Raw genomic sequence first — 18249 nt, 5'->3', positions numbered from 1 at the left:
CCGGGAAACCGGCAGGGGCGTTGTCGTTGCTGCTGTCTTTCAGGAGACTGCTCGAAGGCGCAGTGTCGCGCCAGTCGCGCTTACTCCTTCCAGCTCTTGAGCAGCTCGTCGTAGGCGATGGTCTCGCCCTTGGGCTTCTCGTTGTCCAGCTTGGCCTTCGGCGCACCCGGCTGGGCGAACCAGTACTCCGCATCACGCTCCTCGTTGAGCTTCGGCCCACAGTTGTCCATCACCTTGGCGCGCTCGAGACGCTCGAGAATGCGGTCCTGCGCCTTGGCCAGGCCATCGAGAGCTTCCTGCGGCGTGGCTTCGCCGCTGGCGGCCTGGGAGATGTACTGCCACCACAGCTGGGCGAGCTTCGGGTAATCCGGCACGTTGGTCCCGGTCGGCGACCACTGCACCCGCGCCGGGCTGCGATAGAACTCGACCAGACCGCCCAGCTTCGGCGCGGCATCGGTCATCGCCTGGGACTGGATATCCGACTCGCGGATCGGCGTCAGCCCTTCCAGGGTCTTCTTGAGCGAGACGGTCTTGGCGGTGACGAACTGCGCGTACAGCCAGGCCGCGTGACGATTCTTCTCCGGCGTGGAATCGAAGAAGGTCCAGGCGCCCACGTCCTGATAGCCAAGCTTCATGCCCTCTTCCCAGTACGGGCCATGCGGCGACGGCGCCATGCGCCACTTCGGGGTGCCATCGTCGTTGACCACCGGCAGGCCATCCCGCGTCATGTCGGCGGTGAAGGCGGTGTACCAGAAGATCTGCTGGGCGATGTTGCCCTGGGACGGCACCGGACCGGACTCGGAGAAGGTCATGCCCTGGGCTTCCGGCGGTGCGTACTTGCCCAGCCAGTCGACATACTTGGTGGTGGCATAGACGGCCGCCGGGCCGTTGGCCGCGCCGCCACGTGTCACCGAGGAGCCCACCGGCTGACATTCCTCGACACGAATGCCCCACTCGTCCACCGGCAGGCCGTTGGGCAGGCCCTTGTCGCCGGCACCCGCCATCGAGAACCAGGCATCGGTGAAGCGCCAGCCAAGTGACGGGTCCTTCTTGCCGTAATCCATGTGGCCGTAGACCCGCTCACCGTCGATTTCCTTGACGTCATTGGTGAAGAAGTCGGCGATGTCCTCATAGGCCGACCAGTTGACCGGCACCCCCAGCTCGTAGCCGTACTTGTCCTTGAACTGCTTCTTCAAATCTTCGCGCTCGAACCAGTCGGCACGGAACCAGTAGAGGTTGGCGAACTGCTGGTCCGGCAGCTGATAGAGCTTGTCATCCGGGCCGGTGGTGAAATCCAGCCCGATGAAGTCGTCCAGATCCAGCGTCGGCGAGGTGAAGGCCTTGCCGTCGCCTTCCATCATGTCGCTGATCGGCACGACCTTGCCATAGCGGAAGTGCGTGCCGATCAGGTCGGAGTCGTTGACGTAGCCATCGTAGATATTGCGCCCGGACTGCATCTGGGTCTGCAGTTTCTCGATGACGTCGCCTTCCTGGATCAAGTCGTGGGTCAGCTTGATGCCGGTGATCTCGCTGAAGGCCTTGGCCAGCACCTTGGACTCGTATTCATGGGTGGTCAGGGTTTCCGAGGCCACCTTGATTTCCATGCCGCGCAGCGGTTCAGCGGCCTTGATGAACCATTCGAGCTCGGACATCTGCTCGTCCTTGCTCAGCGTGGAGGGTGAGAACTCCTGATCGATCCACTTCCTTGCCGCATCCTGATACTGATCGGCCATGGCCTGACTGGAAAGGCCGGCAAGCCCCGCCGCCGTGGCGAAGGCGATGGCGTAACGCAGGCGTGCGGGTCGAATGATGTGCTGACTCATGGGATGTCCCTTCATTGGCGTTATTGTTGTGTCGCGTCTTCCAACAACCACTTCCGTCAATCACGTGTCGCGCGGCGCGATTCGCCGCCTTGCTTGCTCTCGGTGCTGCTCGTCCTCCTGCCGTTGCGATCGGCTGTCGTTGGCTGCTGCTCTGTTGTTCTTGCTGCTCTGTTGTCCTTGCTGACCTGATTGCTCTGCTGCGCTGATGCCCTGATGCACTGATACTCAGCGGCTTGCTGTCACTCTCGCGTCTCCTGCAGCAGCTCGCGCTGGGCGCGGTAGAGCGAGGCGGGCTCCACGGCCTCGCCCGGCGACTCGACGCGTGCCTGCAAGGCATCCATCGGCGGCAAGGGGTCATACTCGGTCACGCCCTTGGCATTCATCACTCGGGCATAGTCATGGCGGTTGGCGATGCCCAGCGCATGCCCGGTCGCCCCGACGACCGTCGGCATGATCACCTTGCCGAAGTGGGAGTCGGCGCGCATGAAGGGCCAGGCAGCATGCGGCTTGCCGGTATTGACCGGATTCCACAGCACCAGCCCGCGCAGATGATTGGGCTGATGGCCGACACTGGCGCCCCAGCGGTCACGCACATGACCGCCACGCTTGCGATCGAACACGTTGTCGCGCGATTGCTGACCATGCAGCTCGATACCACTGTCACCGGCGTGCTCCAGTTCAAGGTAGACGTTATGGGTCGCGTAGCGGGCCACCCCGGGCGCATGCCAGGCATGACTTTGGTCGACTACCTGGCGGGCCAGTACCTGATTGCTGTCACTGATCGTCATCGCGATATGCCCGGGCTTGCCGGTCATCGTCACGTCTTCGAGTGTCAGCTGTGAGCTGTGGCGCACCTTCACCCCCTGATTGAAACTGTCGAGCCGCACGTCACGTACCCAGCCATCCGTGATGCCATCCAGGTCCAGAAGGCCGAAGCCGCTGTCATCCTCGGCACTGCGGTGATGCTTGAAGTGCCCCCGCCAGTTGCCCTTGAGCGTGATGCCCTGCACCCCGACTTCCCGCGCCGGGTGCAGGCGTGCGATGCGCCACTGCTCGCCGGGAAAGCGCTCATGCACCACCGGCAGCGAGAGCGTGAGGCGCTTGCCGTCACGTGCCACCACGCGATAGCGCGCCCGCTTGATCACTCCGTCACGCTCGATCAACCAGCGTGACTCGCCGGTGCTGGCGTCCTTTTCCATCTGATAGGGGGCCAGGGCACGCGCCACTGACTCAGGCCGCTTGTCGATGCTCTCCAGCAGCACCTCATCGCCTGGCGAGAGCGCTGCGCCATCTGTCTCATCCGACTGACCCGCCTCATCCGCCAGCGTGATCGTGTCCTGCGTATCCGCCGGCTGCCGGTGTCTCGTCGGTGTGACGGCTTGCCATTCTTCCTGCTTGCCCCCCTCGGCCAGATTGCCCAGATGCAGCAGCCAGGGAGTGCTCCAGTACCAGCTGGCGTGCAACGGCAGCATCGGCCGGGTCTGCTTGAGGTGCGTGACATCACTGCCCGCGCCCATCAAGGTCCAATGACTGCCTGCCAGACTCAAACCCTGCATCTTGAGCAATGCCTCGCGCAGCGCCTGCTGGTGTTCTGCGTCCGCCACCGCGGCTTTCAGTGCCACCAGGCGGGAGTGAAACCAGTCGCGCTCGGCCGCCCCATACACCACGTAATCCCCCGCCGGGAAATAGAGCACGCCGCGGCGCGCCGGGCGGTCAGCGTCATCACTGCCCTGGCGCTGCCAGTCACGCATGGCGGCATGCGCCTCGAGAATGGCGCGGCGATCACTCAGGGTGTCACTACCATCCGCGCCGTAGGCCGTGACATCGAACCGGCGCAGCACGCCCTTTGCGCTCTCACCTGCCGTGCCCTTTTCTGCCTCGCCCTTTCCTGCCGCTTCACCCTCGTCACGGGACTCGAGCTCAAGCGCCGGCAGTGCCTCGCCCTGGTGGTAGCCGGCGCGGGAAACGTCTGGCAGTGGCAGTGGCTTGCGCGCCTTGGGTGAGCGGGTCTGATTGGCCTGCCACACGCGCTGATACTGCTGCCACAATGTTGATTGCCCTGCATCTTCCGTTTCGCCATCCCCGACCTGCTGATCAGGCGTCGCGGCGTCCGGGTTGTCGAGCGGTGTACCGGCCCACCAGCCGAGGGCGACAACGCAGGCAATGCTCAGCCCTGTCACGCCCGCCCAGAGACGACGGCGGTTCTTGCGGCCCGGCGAGGGAGAGTCGCCACGTGAAGCGCCATGTGAAGCACCCTTTGAAGCACTACCTGTAGACGAGCGATGCGGTGAACGAGATGACGACATGCAACGAGATTCCAGAGCGGCGAATGACACTGGCGGATGCCAGTCAGAACCGCTTGGGACTCCCCTCAGGCTGTCCGGTTCCGTGTTGCCACCGGGCGACGCTGCCTGTCGTCAGCGCTCTCTCCTCTTCACATCTCCCCGCATGTCATCCCCACTTCATCCCCACTTCATCAACACCAGCATCCAGACGACACACACGATGCTGATCATCCACAGCACCTGATCGGTAAAGCCCAACCACAGCAGATGCAGCCAGCCGCTGGAGAGCAGGCCGATGAACAGTCTGTCGCCCCGCGTGGTCGCGATGGGCAGAAATCCCTGCCGACTCAGCGTCGGGGTCACGAACTGCCAGGCGGTCATGCCCAGCAGCAGGGTGCCGATACCGGCAAAGAAGAGTGACGTGGGCAGTGTCCAGGCCATCCATTCCATCATCATGTCCTCTTGTGGGCCGCCAGCAGAGACTTGCTGACGGCAATGACAGCGGCGCTCGGCCTGGTGACGATCACACCCGGCCCAGGGCGAAGCCCTTGGCGACATGGTTGCGCACGAAGTAGATCACCAGAATGCCGGGAATCAGCGTCAGGGCACCGGCGGCGGCCAGCACGCCCCAGTCGATGCCCGAGGCCGAGACCGTTCGCGTCATCACCGCCGCTATCGGTTTCGCCTCCGTCGAGGTCAGGGTTCGCGCCAGCAACAGCTCCACCCACGAGAACATGAAGCAGAAGAAGGCGGTCACCCCGATTCCCGGGCGAATCATCGGAATGAACAGCGTCAGGAAGAAGCGCGGGAAGCTGTAGCCGTCGATATAGGCCGTCTCATCGATCTCCTTGGGTACGCCGGACATGAAGCCTTCCAGAATCCAGACCGCCAGCGGCACGTTGAACAGACAGTGCGCGAGTGCCACCGCCAGCGGGGTATCGAACAGCCCCACCGAGGAATAGAGCTGGAAGAACGGCAGCAGGAAGACCGCCGGCGGCGCCATGCGATTGGTCAGCAGCCAGAAGAACAGATGCTTGTCGCCCAGGAAGCGATAGCGCGAGAAGGCATAGGCCGCCGGCAGCGCCACCGCCAGCGAGATGAGCATGTTGAGCACCACGTAGCTCATCGAGTTGAGGTAGCCCATGTACCAGCTGGGGTCGGTGAAGATCACCCGATAGTTGTCGAAGGTGAAGTTCTCGGGCCACAGGGTCAGGCCGCCGAGAATCTCCTGATTCGACTTGAAGGACATGATCAGCAGCCAGTAGATCGGCACCAGCAGGAACAGCAGATAGATCGTCATTACCAGACGCTTGCGTGTGGTCATCACTCGTCTCCTCAGGCGTCGTCACTGTCCTGATGGGTCATGGCGGTATAGAACAGCCACGAGACCAGCAGGATGATGAGGAAGTAGATCAGCGAGAAGGCTGCGGCACGTCCGAGATCGAACTGGCCGATCGCCATCTGGGTCAAGGTCTGGGACAGGAAGGTGGTGGTGGTACCCGGCCCGCCACCGGTGAGCACGAAGGGCTCGGTGTAGATCATGAAGCTGTCCATGAAGCGCAACATGATGCCGATCAACAGCACGCTCTTGAGCTTGGGCAGCTGGATGTAGCGGAACACGGCCCAGGGCGAGGCACGGTCGATACGCGCGGCCTGGTAATAGACATCGGGAATGGCACGTAGCCCCGAATAGCACAGCAACGCCACCAGCGACGTCCAGTGCCAGACATCCATCACCAGCACCGTCACCCAGGCGTCAGCCGGATTGGAGGCGTAGTTGTAGTCGATGCCCAGCTGGCCCAGCGCCCAGCCGTAGAGACCGATGTCCTCACGACCGATGATCTGCCAGATGGTGCCGACCACATTCCAGGGGATCAGCAGCGGCAAGGCCAGCAGAATCATGCACAGCGAGACCATGAAGCCCTTGCGCGGCATCGAGAGCGCCACGGCGATCCCCAGCGGAATCTCGATGGCTAGCACCGCGAATGAATAGACGAACTGACGGATCAGCGAATCGTGCAGGCGCTCGTCACGCAGGATCTCGCGATACCACTCGGTGCCGACGAAGAAGCGCGTGGAGGGGTCGAAGATGTCCTGCACCGAGTAGTTGACCACCGTCATCATCGGGATGATGGCCGAGAATGCCACCACGATGACTACCGGCAGCACCAGCCACCAGGCGCGATTGTTGTGTGTGCGTTGCATCAGGCGTTTCCTCCCGGCCGCTGGTCATCTTCCCCTCTGACAGGGCCGCCACTCTCCCCTCTGGCAAAGCTGTCCGCCTCGCCACTGTCGGGCGCGCCGGCCTGTGACAGGTCCAGCAGGTGCTCATCGAGATAGAAGCGCTGCCAGCGGGCCGGCAGGCGCAGACGCACGCGGCCTGTCGGCAGCAGCGCATCTTCCTCGATGCGCGCCTTGAACAGGCAGCCGCCACCGATGTCGAGATCCACCACCTTGTAGGTCCCCAGGTCCTGCACCAGCGTGACCTGACCACTCAGCCAATGCTCGCGGGTGTCGGGAACCGCCGCCGCTGATGAGCTGTCGCTGGCCTCGAGCTCGACGAATTCGGGGCGAATGCCCAGTTTCAACTCGCCCTTGCGCTCCGCCAGTGTCGCTAGCAGCGCTCGTGGAAGATGCAGCAAGGGTGCATCCTCCCCCGTGCCGAGCCGCACGCCCTGCGATTCCAGCGTGATGCTGGCCAGGTTCATGCCCGGTGAGCCGATGAAGTAGCCCACGAAGGTGTGAGCGGGGTCCTCGAACAGCTCGCGCGGGGTGCCGAACTGCACGATGCGGCCCTCGTACATCACCGCGATCTTGTCGGCGAAGGTCGAGGCCTCCAGCTGATCATGGGTGACGTAGACCATGGTGATGTTGAACTGCTCGTGGATCTGCTTGAGCTTGCGGCGCAGCTTCCACTTGAGGTGGGGGTCGATGACCGTCAGCGGTTCATCGAACAGGATGGCGGCCACGTCATCGCGCACCAGGCCACGGCCCATCGAGACCTTCTGCTTCTCGTCGGCCGTCAGGTTGCTGGCACGCCGAGTCAGCAGGTCTTCCAGCTCCAGCACCTGGGCGATCTCACGCACCCGGGACTGCACCTTGTGCTCCGGCTGGCGCTGATTGCGCAGCGGAAAGGCCAGATTGTCGAAGACCGTCATGGTGTCGTAGACCACCGGGAACTGGAAAACCTGGGCAATGTTGCGCTCTTCCGGCGGCAGCCGATTGACCACGCGATCATCGAAGCGCACCTCGCCCTCGGAGGGGGCCAGCAGCCCGGAGATGATGTTGAGCAGCGTGCTCTTGCCACACCCCGACGGGCCGAGCAGTGCATAGGCGCCGCCCTGCTGCCAGACATGATTCATGCGCCGGATGGCGTAATCACTGTCCGCGGTGGGCGCCGCCAGGTAGCTGTGCGCCAGATCATTGAGGTGTATTTCCGCCATCAGGCCAGCCCTCCGCCAGTCGTGGTGGGTCGCTCGGGCGAGCGGATCAGTGCCCCATCGCCATGCTGTTCCGCCCCGTCACCACCATCGGCGGCATAGACGAACAGCTTGTGGGCGGGGGCATAGACGCGGATGGCATCATCCACGGCGAAGTCGTGGATGCCGGCCAGATGCAGGACCAGCGAGTGATCGTCATTGCTGACATGCAGGAAGGTCTCGGAGCCGGAGATCTCGGCGATATCCACCGTGACGGCGAACTCCAGATCATCATCGGCCAGAGGTGCCAGCCCCAGATGGCTGGGGCGGATGCCGAAGCGGTAGGCCCCGCTCTCGATCCCCGCCAGTGGCGTGGGCAGCACGAAACGGCTGCCCTGCTCGCCGGCACTGGCCGCGCCGGAGAACGCCAGCTCACGTCCGCGCACCTCGGCCTCGAACAGATTGATCTGCGGCTCGGAGTAGAGCTTCGCCGCCTCGACACTCAGTGGATGATGGTAGACGGCCTCGGTAGGCCCGGACTGCAGCACCCGCCCTTCATGCATCAGGGTGGTGGTGCCGCCGAGTGCCAGCGCCTCGCCGGGCTCGGTGGTGGCGTAGACGGCAATGGTGTTGCGGGTCGCGAACAGGCTGCGCATCTCGTGGCGCAGTTCTTCGCGCAGCTTGTAGTCGAGATTGACCAGCGGTTCATCGAACAGCACCAGGTCGGCGTCCTTGACCAGCGCCCGCGCCATGGCCGTGCGCTGCTGCTGGCCACCGGACAACTCCGCCGGCTGACGCGCAAGAAACTGCTCGATATGCAGCATCTCGGCGATCTCGTGCACGCGGCGGCGGATTTCCTCCGGCGCCATGCGCGCCAGCTTCAGCGGCGAGGCGATGTTGTCGTAGACGCTCAGGCTCGGGTAGTTGATGAACTGCTGATAGACCATCGAGATGTTGCGCTCGCGCACTGGACGGCCGGTCACGTCCTCGCCGTTCATCACGATGCGCCCGTCACTGGGCACATCGAGACCCGCCATCAGGCGCATCAGCGACGTCTTGCCGGACAGGGTGCGTCCCAGCAGCACATTGAAGGAGCCGGGCTCGAAGGTCAGGTCCACCCTGTCGATATGGGTCTCGCGGCCAACCCGGCGGGTGACCGCCTCAAGGCTCAAGGACATGGCGCTGTCTCGTCTGGTGAAAGTCATCGGGGCAAGGACACGGCCAACCACTGCCGAGTGTTCACACCCACCTGGTGACTATCCTCAAGCGAACCCTGTGCCAGCCGCGCGCAACCCCCTGCCCACAGACAGCCTCCATCGCCCCTCGGAGGGCGCCGGATTCCGCTCTTCTGTCGATCATTCAGCCACTTGCCAGATGCGACCAAGGCAGGGGCAGACCATGGTCTAGCCCGTCATCCGCCGCGTCTGCCGCTACTCTGATGAACAGTGTCTGCACACTGGAGTCCTCGGAACTGAACACTCACCACGCACAAGTGAACATTGCCGTGAACACTCCCCCAGACCGATCACAGCATCGATAACAGCACCAATAACAACAGAGGCCTGAAAGGCCCGCCGCACAAGGGACATCGCATGCCACTACCCCACGCCGCCAAACACTCAGCGCGCCACGCTGCTCATCATTCGGCCAAGCATCCAGCTCACCACGCAGAGGATCAGGCGCTCGATCCAAGCGCCGCCTGCGCAACGTCTGCGGCGGCGCTTCCACCTGCTCCCTCCTCTTCTCTTCCCTCTTCTTTCCCCTCGTCGCTGCCGCCCTCAACCCTCAGGTGTCCGCCGGAGGAGCTCGTCTGGCGTCAGCGTCAGGCCGCCAACCTGATGGCGACGGTGGCGTCAGCGGTGGCCGGCCATACCCTCAACCTGCTCGATCACTGGCAGGCGTGTCTGGTGCTGACCGACCGCGACGGCGTGGTGCTGGCAAGCTACGGCCATCAACAGCTGCTGGGCAATGACGCCCCCCTGTTGCACCCCGGCGCGCGCTGGCGTGAGGAGTCGCTGGGTCACAACGCCATCGCCGAGACCCTGAATGCACCGCGTGCCAATCGCCTGGCGCGCATCGCGCTCGAAGCGCATGACGCCGAATGCCTCAAGGGGCTGGCCAGTGCCAGTGCCGCGCTGCTGGCACCCGCCAGCTGGAGTGCCAATCGAGGCCTGACGCCCGGCGCCTGCGAGGGGTGCCTGGGACTGATCTGCGATCCCTACCGTGTGCGCCAGTACAGCCTCGGCATGCTCGGCGTACTGGCGGATGACATCGAGCAACGCCGTCTGGGCGAGGCGCATGGGCACGACCATCACCTGTTGCGCCTGCATCTCAACCGCTCGCAGCTGGACTCGCCCAGTGCGGCCCTGCTGGCCGTCACGCCGCAAGGTCAGGTCGCTGCCGCCAGTCGCCGGGGACTGCAGCTGCTGGCGGCTCATCTTGAACTCACGCCCGCTTCCGAAAACGCAGCCAACGCAACGGACAGCGCAGCCAATGCAGCGGACAGCGACAGCTGCGCCACCCGCGATGACATCCACCTGCTGCTGGGCCAGCCGCTGGCACGCTGGCAGCTGGACTGGGCGCCGCTGGCCCAGCTCGCCAATGCGCAGTGCCTGATGCTCACACAACACCCGCGCTTCACGGGCTACACCCTGTGTGCAGCCCCGCCCAGGCCACGGGTCGTGGCCCGTGCGCCGGCCGAGCGCTCCGCAAGCCAGCCACCGGCCGAAGTCGCCACTCGAGAGACTGCGTGCCACCCGAGCCTCGCGCGCCTGCATCATGGCGATGCCGGCTGGGCCAGAGTCTGCGAACTGCTGGCGCGGCTGGTGAACGCCCGCCTGCCACTACTGCTGCAGGGCGAGACCGGCGTCGGCAAGGAGGAAGTGGTCAAGGCGCTGCATCAGGCCAGTCATCGCGCCCATCAGCCGCTGGTCGCCATCAACTGCGCCGCCTTGCCTGATGAGCTGGTCGAGGCCGAGCTGTTCGGCTATCGGCGCGGCGCCTTTACCGGTGCCGACCCCGCCGGACGCGAAGGCCGCCTGCTCGAGGCCAATGGCGGGCGCCTGTTTCTGGATGAGATCGGCGACATGCCACTGCATGTGCAGGCGCGTCTGCTACGCGTGCTGCAGGAGCGTGAAGTCACCCCGCTGGGCGGCGGCAAGCCGCAGCGGGTCGATTTCGAACTGGTCGCCGCCACCCATCAGCCCCTCAGCGAGCTGGTCAAGGCCGGGCGCTTCCGGGCGGATCTCTACTATCGCCTGTGTGGGGCCACCATCGCCCTGCCGCCGCTGAGGGAGCGTCACGACATCGCCGGACTGAGTCGTGCCCTGCTGACACGGCTGTGCGGGGAGCAGCAACGTGAGCTGCCGCGCATCACGCCCGCCTTCCTCGATCGCCTCACCCAGCATGACTGGCCCGGCAACGTGCGCGAGCTGGACAACGTGCTGCGTCTGGCGCTGGCACTGTGCGATGGGCCGACCCTGGAGCCGTGCCATGTGATGCTGGCGGGCGACTGCCACGCGGCAGAGGGCGAGATTGCCCACCAGCCCTCGCAACCGAGCGGCCTGCCCTCGCTGCATGATCTCTCCAGTGCCGAGGAGCTGCAGAGTGCGCTGGACGCGCTGGGCGGCAACGTCTCGCGTCTCGCGCGGGAGCTGGGCATCAGCCGCACCACGCTCTACAAGCGACTCGGCGCGGCCTGACGCAGCAGGCTTTTCCTCAAGCCCTGTCTCCAAGCCCTGTCTTCAAGCCCTGGCCCTGAAACGCCCTTGCCCCCGCAGACAGACTCTGCGGGGGCAAGGGCGTTTCTTGCGACTCCTGTTTCTCACAGCCATCAAGCGCTCAGCACTCAAGAGCAAAGGGCAGAGGGTCGAGGACAGTGGTCAGCTCGGCGTCAGGCCGCGCAGACGTTCATTGCGGCGGCGAATCAGCTCCAGTGTCGTCAGCAGCAGGATCGAGACCATCACCAGCAGCGTGGCCACCGCCAGAATCGTCGGGCTGATCTCCTCGCGGATACCGGACCACATCTGGATCGGGATGGTGGTCTGCGCCGGCCCGGCGATGAACAGCACCACCACGACTTCATCGAACGAGGTGATGAAGGCGAACAGCGCACCGGACACCACCCCCGGCGTCACCAGCGGCAGGATGATGCGGAAGAAGGTGCGACTCGGACTGGCCCCCAGCGAGTGCGCCGCACGTGTCAGCGAGTGATCGAAGCCGGACAGCGTCGCCGTCACCGTGATCACCACGAAGGGAATGCCCAGCGCCGTGTGCGCCAGAATCACGCCCAGATAGGTCTGGGTCAGCCCCAGTTTCGAGAAGAAGAAGAACATCGCCGCGGCGCTGATGATCAGCGGCACGATCATCGGCGAGATCAGGATCGCCATGATGGTATTGCGAAACGGCATGAAACGGCTGGAAAGCCCCAGTGCGGCAAGCGTGCCCAGTACCGTGGCCAGCACCGTCGCGCACACCGCCACGATGATGCTGTTCTTGATCGAGCGCATCCACTCATCCGAGGTGAAGAACTCCTGATACCAGCGCAGCGAGTAGCCCTCCGGGTCCAGCGACAGCATCTTCTCCGAGAAGGTGAAGTAGGGTTCGGCATTGAACGAGAGCGGAATGATCACCAGGATCGGCCCGATCAGGAACAGGAAGATCAGCGTGCACAGCACGCAGAACACCCAATGCCAGATCCGCTCACCACGAGTTGCATAGGAAGGTATGGCCATCTGTCACCCCAGTTTGACCTTGTCCACACCGATCAGGCGGTTGTAGACGAGATAGAAGAGGATCACCACGACCAGCAGTATCGAGCCAATGGCCGCTGCCAGGCCCCAGTTGAGCGAGGTCTGCATGTGATAGGCGATGAAGTTGGTGATGAAGCGGCCCGACTGCCCGCCCACCAGTGCCGGCGTGATGTAGTAGCCGATGGAGAGGATGAAGACCAGAATCGAGCCCGCCCCGATGCCCGGCAAGGTCTGCGGGAAGTAGACACGCCGGAAGGCGGTTATCGGCCCGGCACCCAGCGAGCGCGCCGCATGCATGTAGCTGGGCGGGATGGTCTTCATCACCGAGTACAGCGGCAGGATCATGAACGGCAGCAGGATGTGGGTCATCGCGATGATGGTGCCGGTCTTGTTGTAGATCATCTGGATACGCGCCTCCTCGGCGAGTATCCCGACGCCCACCAGCATGTCATTGAGCACCCCCTGCTGCTGCAGGATCGCGATCCAGGTGGTGGTTCGCACCAGCAGCGAGGTCCAGAACGGCAGCAGCACCAGAATCATCAGCAGATTGCCGCGACTGGCTGGCAGGGTCGCCAGCAGCCAGGCCACCGGATAGGCCAGCAACAGACACAGCCCGGTGATCGCCGCGCTCATCCAGAAGGTGCGGATGAACAGCGAGACGTGGATCTGCAGATACTCCGGTTTCTCGACGATCTCGCCTGTCGGTGAGAACTGGCGATCCACCGCCGCCAGATAGTAGGAAGCGGTGAGAGGCGACGATTCGCGTTTGATCAGACGCCAGATATCCGGGTCCTCCCAATCCTCATCGGCCTTGATCAGCGCGGCCTTGTAAGGGGCCTCCATGCGACCGGCACGGCGGGCGCTCTTCATGAACAGCGACCGCATGCCGGACTTTTCGTAGTTGAGACGCGAGGCGACGCGCCCGAGATTGCGCGCCTTGAGTCCCGCGGCCAGATCCTGCGCCAGGGCGGCGTAGGCGGCCTCTTCCGGCAACCCTTCGCCGTCCCAGTCGACCAGCACCTCGCTGGTGCGCGGTAGATAGGTGGAGACTTCCGGGTTGTCGACACTGCGTGACAGCATGTCGAAGATGGGCATGACGAATGCCAGCCCGATGAAGACCAGCAACGGCGCCACCAGCAGCAACGCCTTGATGCGACTGCGACGGATGGCGCGATTGAGGCTCTGTTTCAGCGGTACGCCATCGGCGGTGGTCAGCGCCGCGCCGGGGGCGCCAGTGGGGTCATGTGCTGCGCTTCCGGACGTGGCCGGGGCGGAGGAATCGCTCATCCTGCACTCCTTGATCGGCTATCCGAGGATGCCTGGGCCGCCAGCCGGCTTCCGCGTGACAGTGACGGAAGCCAACCTGGCGGAATCGAGCATGGCCGACGGGCCATCAGGCATGATCAAAAAGGCCCCGGCGCGCGGGTGTGCGCCACCGGGGCCAGCGGGTCAGTGCAGGGGTCAGCGTGCCAGCCAGGCGTTGAAGCGCTGGCTCAGCTCATCGAGGTTGTCGGCCCAGAATTCGTCATCCTTGGGGATGGCGGTCTCGAAGTTGGGGCCATAGGTGGGCATGTGCGGCTTCATGTCGATGCCGGTGTCCGCATGGGTCGAGACCAGTGCCGCGGAGGAGGTACGCGCCGGCCCGTAGGAGATGTACTTGGCCTGATCCGCCAGTCGCTGGGTATCGGTGGCGAACATCAGGTAATCCTTGACCTTGTCGAGCTTGCCGGTCGGGACGACCCAGCCATCCAGCTCGAAGACCTGGGCATCCCAGACGATGGAGAATGGCTGCTTCTCGTTGACCTCGGCATCGAAGATGCGTCCGTTGTAGGCCGAGGCGAAGGCCACTTCCTTGTCCGCCAGCAGCTGCGGCGGCTGTGCGCCCTCTTCCCACCAGATCACGCTGTCCTTGATGGTATCGAGCTTGGCGAAGGCACGTTCGATGCCTTCCTCGGAATCCAGCATCTCGTAGACATCTTCCGGGGCCACGCCATCGGCTACCAGCGCCCACTCCATGTTGTTGATCGGCTTCTTCTGCAGCGCACGCTTGCCGGGGAATTCCTCGAGATTGAAGACGTCATCGATGGAATCCGGCTGCTTGTCCTCGGGGAACATCTCGGTATTGAAGGCCACGATGTTGGAGTAGACGATCTGCGGCACGAAGCACTCGCTGAGCGAATTCTCGATGAAGTCCTCGCTGGCCGGCGTGCCATCCGGCGCTGCCGCGAACAGGGTGTCCGGGTCCAGCGGCTCGATCAGGCCTTCCGAACAGGCGATCAAGGCATCACTGGGCAGCATGTCGACCAGGTCCCAGGTGACGTTGCCGGCCTGGACCTGTGCGCGCAGACCGGACAGCGCATTGGATGACTTGTCGATATTGACGACGGTGTCGCCGCTCTTCTCTTCCCAGGGCTCGTGATAGGCCTTGTTCTGGCTGTCGGTATAGGCGCCGCCCCACGAGACGATATTGAGCGTCTCGGCCTGGGCCGCTCCGGCGCTCATGCCGGCCGCTGCCACGGCAACCGCCAGCAGGCTGCGCAGCGGCATGCCCGGGCGCGAGGTAGTGAATGACGCGGTGAACTGATTGATGACTGACATGGATGAATCTCCCTGATTTCTTGTTGTTGTGCTGCACTCTTGTCGCGAAATCTGCTCTTGCTCTGCTGAGGAAGCGTGCTTCACCTCCCGTGCTGCCTTGTCTTTACTCGCCTGTCCTTTCTCGCCTGTTCTTTGCTGGCCTGTTCTGACCTTTGCTGGCCTCAGGCATCCAGCGCCCGGCAGTCGCAGGCGTCCCATCCGACCTGCAATGTCTGCCCGGGCCGCAAGGGCGGATAACCCTCGGCGTTGGGTGTCTTGATGATGAATTCGTCACTGCCACACACCGCCACGCGCGTGCGCAGATGATCTCCAAGATAGATCACCTCGAGCACCTCGGCGGAGAAGACATTGTCGGGAGGGCTTTGCGTGCCCGCGGCGCCTGGCTCTTCCGCCGACAGCAGGCGTACCCGCTCCGGGCGCAGTGACAGCTGGGTGCGCTCGCCGACCTCATTGACGGCCACCTTGAGTGCCCGTACCTGCTCGCCGCTGTCGAGGGTCACCGTGCAATGCTCCCCCTGAGCGTCAAGCTGCGATACCTGGCCGTTGAGGCGATTGTTCTCGCCGATGAAATAGGCGACGAAGGCATTCTCCGGCGCTTCATACAGCGCCTCGGGGGTTGCCAGCTGCTGGACGATGCCGTCATTGAAGACCGCGATGCGGTCCGACATGGTCAGCGCTTCCGTCTGATCATGGGTCACATAGAGCATGGTGACGCCGAGGCGCTGGTGGATGCGCTTGATCTCGAACTGCATCTCCTCGCGCAGGTTCTTGTCCAGCGCCCCCAGCGGTTCATCCATCAGCACCAGCTCCGGCTCGAAGACCAGCGCACGTGCCAGGGCGACCCGCTGTTGCTGCCCGCCGGAGAGCTGCCCCGGACGGCGATCGCCGAATTCGCCGAGTCGCACCATGTCCAGCGCGTTGGCCACCTTGGTCGAGATCTCCTCCTTGCTCATGCCGCGCACTTCCAATGGGAAGGCCAGGTTCTCGGCCACGCTCATGTGCGGAAACAGTGCATAGTTCTGGAAGACCATGCCGATGCCGCGCTTGTGCGGTGGCAAGTCATTGATGGGGGTACCGTCGAGGAGGATGTCGCCGTGGGTCGGCGTTTCGAAGCCTGCCATCATCATCAGGCAGGTGGTCTTGCCGGAACCGGACGGTCCCAGCAGGGTGACGAACTCGCCGCGCTGGACTTCAAGATTGAAGCCCTTGACCACCAGCGTTTCGCCGTCATAGCTCTTTTGCACATCATTGAAGATCGCGAAGCAGGAGCTGGTCTCCTGCGGCGCGTCGGGCTCAGCAGTCGTGACCATGCGTGGTATCCATACGTGTTGTTGTTATCGTGGAGCATGTGATCGAACAGGCTTCACCGGCCCTGATCGCTGCCCTCAGTCCCATTTGACCCTACGGGGGCAAGCGAGAGGCGACAAGCGCCGCGCTCGCTGAAAAGCGTTGAAATCAGGCTATGCGAAAGTCTAAATGTTGAACTACCGTCGCCTGCCATTCGCCAAGGGCCCTCGGCATGCACCGCCGCTGAATCACCGACGCCACATGGCGCTTCCCCGGTGAGCGCCCACTGAAAAGCCCCCGCTGCACACAAGGCAGCGGGGGCTTTGGGCCTTTCAACTCTGGGTTGCCCGAGGTGGGCAGCCATATCAGAGCCTCTGGGGTTCAGCGGCGGTCAGAACTTGGTAATGACCCACACCGCGTGGATGATCCCCGGCAGGAAACCGAAGCAGGTCAGGATGATGTTGATCCAGAAATGCTTGTTGGCGACACCCACCTGCATGAGAACGCCCAGCGGCGGCAGGATGATGGCCAGAATGATGCGAATGATATCCATGAGTTGCTCCTTGCGATTGTGACAACCGTGACTCCACGGAGGTCATGAATGTTCGGTACTCGTGTTGATCAGTGTCCTTCTTGATCACAGTCCTTCTCGATCACTGCCCGTCTCGATCAGCGTCAGCCTTGTCGACGTCATCGTCGTGCGCAGAGGCGGATCCGCCGGCGCGGGCCTGACGATCGATCTTCTGGGACAGCTTCTCGGAGTCCGCGGCCAGCTGCTCGTGGTAGCGCTCCCAGTCTTCCCAGTCATGCGGCGTCCCGGTGCGTGGCCGATGGCTGCCGGACTCACGTGCACGTGCCCAGGCATGTTCTTCCAGACTCTGAGGCTTGTCCTCCTCCTTGTCCTTGTCGCCGTCCAGGCCGTGCTTCGCCATGTACTCTCGTGCGTTCATCTATTGCCTCGCTTGCCAGACTCGACGCCTGACGATGCCGTGACGTACCCACTACCTATGGCTGACAGGGGCAAATATCAAGTCTGTATAACTATTTCCGGCAAAAAAGCCGCTTGCCGACCAGCACGTTCCTGCCGAGAACAAGGCCATGAGCCAGCACACGACTGACTGTCAGCAGTATCATCAAGAAAAGCTATCGCCTCGCTTGATGCAATCAAATTCACCCGCAAGAGGCTTGCCCCTAGACTGGCTCCAGTTTCGCAAGGCACTGATTTCTCATGCACTCGACATTGTCATCGAGCCTCAGTCGCCTGCCATCCCCTTTAGATACGTCTCATCGAGACCGGAGCCAATTTCATGCAACTCGAATCACACGAAGGCCAGCAGGTCCCGAACGTCAGCTTCAAGATCCGTCGCGACGGCCGTCTGGTCGAGCGCACCAGCGAGGAGATCTTCTCGGGCCGCAACGTGGTGGTCTTCGCCCTGCCGGGCGCCTTCACCCCGACCTGCTCCTCCACTCACCTGCCGCGCTACAACGAGCTGGCCGATCGCTTCTATGCTGTCGGCGTCGACGAGATCGTCTGCCTGTCCGTCAATGACGCCTTCGTCATGGAGTCCTGGGGCGAGCATCAGGAAGCCGAGAACCTGAGCCTGATCGCCGATGGCAACGGCGACTTCGCCGCCGGCATGGGCATGCTGGTCGACAAGAGCGACATCGGTTTCGGCAAGCGCAGCTGGCGCTATTCCATGCTGGTACGCAACGGCGTGGTCGAGAAGCAGTTCATCGAGCCGCAGAAGCCGGGCGACCCCTTTGAAGTCTCCGACGCCGATACCATGCTCGACTATCTGGACCCGGACGCCGGCCGTCCCAGCTTCGCTACCCTGTTCAGCAAGCCGGGCTGCCCGTACTGCGCACGTGCGAAGCAGATGCTCGACGAAGCACGCATCAGCTACGAAGTCATCGAAGTCGGCACCCGCGGCGTAACCTCACGCACCCTGCGCGCCATGACCGGTCAGGCCACCGTGCCGCAGGTCTGGATCGACGGCGAGCATGTCGGCGGCAGCGATGAAGTCGCCCGCTACTTCGGCAGCCTGACCAGCGCTTGAACGCATCACGCTGACAGGCCCCGATAACT

General features: G+C 63.5%; 15 protein-coding genes. 2 read left to right on the top strand and 13 right to left on the bottom strand.

Features of this window, described 5'->3' with window-relative positions; all coding sequences use genetic code 11:
- Positions 1–80 precede the first annotated feature (80 nt).
- From CLAM6_RS06020 to CLAM6_RS05990, 7 genes are all read right to left on the bottom strand, one after another.
- Positions 81–1733 carry an ABC transporter substrate-binding protein gene (locus CLAM6_RS06020; RefSeq protein WP_225348116.1) on the bottom strand — a complete coding sequence of 551 codons (1653 nt, stop codon included), beginning with the start codon at positions 1731–1733 and terminating at the stop codon, positions 81–83.
- Between the two features lie 329 nt (positions 1734–2062).
- Positions 2063–4129, bottom strand: a complete 2067-nt coding sequence (locus tag CLAM6_RS06015) for a DUF4955 domain-containing protein (protein ID WP_153635421.1) — start codon at positions 4127–4129, stop codon at positions 2063–2065.
- A gap of 156 nt (positions 4130–4285) precedes the next feature.
- Complete coding sequence (locus CLAM6_RS06010; protein WP_043334560.1) at positions 4286–4558, bottom strand: DUF2160 domain-containing protein; 273 nt, start codon at positions 4556–4558, stop codon at positions 4286–4288.
- A gap of 73 nt (positions 4559–4631) precedes the next feature.
- On the bottom strand, positions 4632–5432 hold the full coding sequence (locus CLAM6_RS06005) for a carbohydrate ABC transporter permease (protein WP_043334505.1): 801 nt from the start codon (positions 5430–5432) through the stop codon (positions 4632–4634).
- 11 nt (positions 5433–5443) lie between these two features.
- Positions 5444–6313, bottom strand: a complete 870-nt coding sequence (locus CLAM6_RS06000) for a carbohydrate ABC transporter permease (protein ID WP_043334509.1) — start codon at positions 6311–6313, stop codon at positions 5444–5446.
- Complete coding sequence (locus CLAM6_RS05995) at positions 6313–7551, bottom strand: ABC transporter ATP-binding protein (protein ID WP_153635420.1); 1239 nt, start codon at positions 7549–7551, stop codon at positions 6313–6315. The genes CLAM6_RS06000 and CLAM6_RS05995 overlap by 1 nt, the downstream gene beginning before the upstream one ends.
- The gene (locus CLAM6_RS05990; protein ID WP_153635419.1) at positions 7551–8705 is read right to left on the bottom strand and encodes an ABC transporter ATP-binding protein; all 1155 of its coding nucleotides are present in this window, start codon (positions 8703–8705) and stop codon (positions 7551–7553) included. Before CLAM6_RS05990 ends, CLAM6_RS05995 begins: the two co-directional genes overlap by 1 nt.
- 660 nt (positions 8706–9365) lie before the next feature.
- Between CLAM6_RS05990 and CLAM6_RS05985 the strand changes: the two genes are divergently transcribed.
- Positions 9366–11228: a sigma-54-dependent Fis family transcriptional regulator gene (locus CLAM6_RS05985; RefSeq protein WP_172978634.1), complete on the top strand. Its 1863-nt coding sequence runs from the start codon at positions 9366–9368 to the stop codon at positions 11226–11228.
- Between the two features lie 180 nt (positions 11229–11408).
- Here the strand turns inward: CLAM6_RS05985 and CLAM6_RS05980 are convergent, their stop codons facing one another.
- From CLAM6_RS05980 to CLAM6_RS05955, 6 genes are all read right to left on the bottom strand, one after another.
- Positions 11409–12260 carry an ABC transporter permease gene (locus CLAM6_RS05980; RefSeq protein ID WP_153635418.1) on the bottom strand — a complete coding sequence of 284 codons (852 nt, stop codon included), beginning with the start codon at positions 12258–12260 and terminating at the stop codon, positions 11409–11411.
- A gap of 3 nt (positions 12261–12263) precedes the next feature.
- Complete coding sequence (locus CLAM6_RS05975; RefSeq protein WP_153635417.1) at positions 12264–13565, bottom strand: ABC transporter permease; 1302 nt, start codon at positions 13563–13565, stop codon at positions 12264–12266.
- 174 nt (positions 13566–13739) lie between these two features.
- Positions 13740–14876, bottom strand: a complete 1137-nt coding sequence (locus CLAM6_RS05970) for an extracellular solute-binding protein (protein ID WP_225347830.1) — start codon at positions 14874–14876, stop codon at positions 13740–13742.
- Positions 14877–15037: 161 nt separating this feature from the next.
- Positions 15038–16186, bottom strand: a complete 1149-nt coding sequence (locus CLAM6_RS05965; RefSeq protein WP_082388792.1) for an ABC transporter ATP-binding protein — start codon at positions 16184–16186, stop codon at positions 15038–15040.
- A 368-nt stretch (positions 16187–16554) separates the two neighbouring features.
- Positions 16555–16716: a YqaE/Pmp3 family membrane protein gene (locus CLAM6_RS05960; protein WP_043334518.1), complete on the bottom strand. Its 162-nt coding sequence runs from the start codon at positions 16714–16716 to the stop codon at positions 16555–16557.
- 100 nt (positions 16717–16816) lie between these two features.
- Positions 16817–17095, bottom strand: a complete 279-nt coding sequence (locus CLAM6_RS05955) for a hypothetical protein (protein ID WP_197738711.1) — start codon at positions 17093–17095, stop codon at positions 16817–16819.
- Positions 17096–17470: 375 nt separating this feature from the next.
- Here CLAM6_RS05955 and CLAM6_RS05950 point away from each other — a divergent pair, with 375 nt between their 5' ends.
- Positions 17471–18220: a glutathione peroxidase gene (locus CLAM6_RS05950; RefSeq protein WP_107335176.1), complete on the top strand. Its 750-nt coding sequence runs from the start codon at positions 17471–17473 to the stop codon at positions 18218–18220.
- Positions 18221–18249: the final 29 nt, after the last annotated feature.

It is taken from the genome of Cobetia sp. AM6 (assembly GCF_009617955.1).
Classification (GTDB): Bacteria; Pseudomonadota; Gammaproteobacteria; order Pseudomonadales; family Halomonadaceae; genus Cobetia; species Cobetia amphilecti.
This window is presented reverse-complemented; position numbering and strand designations above follow the sequence as displayed.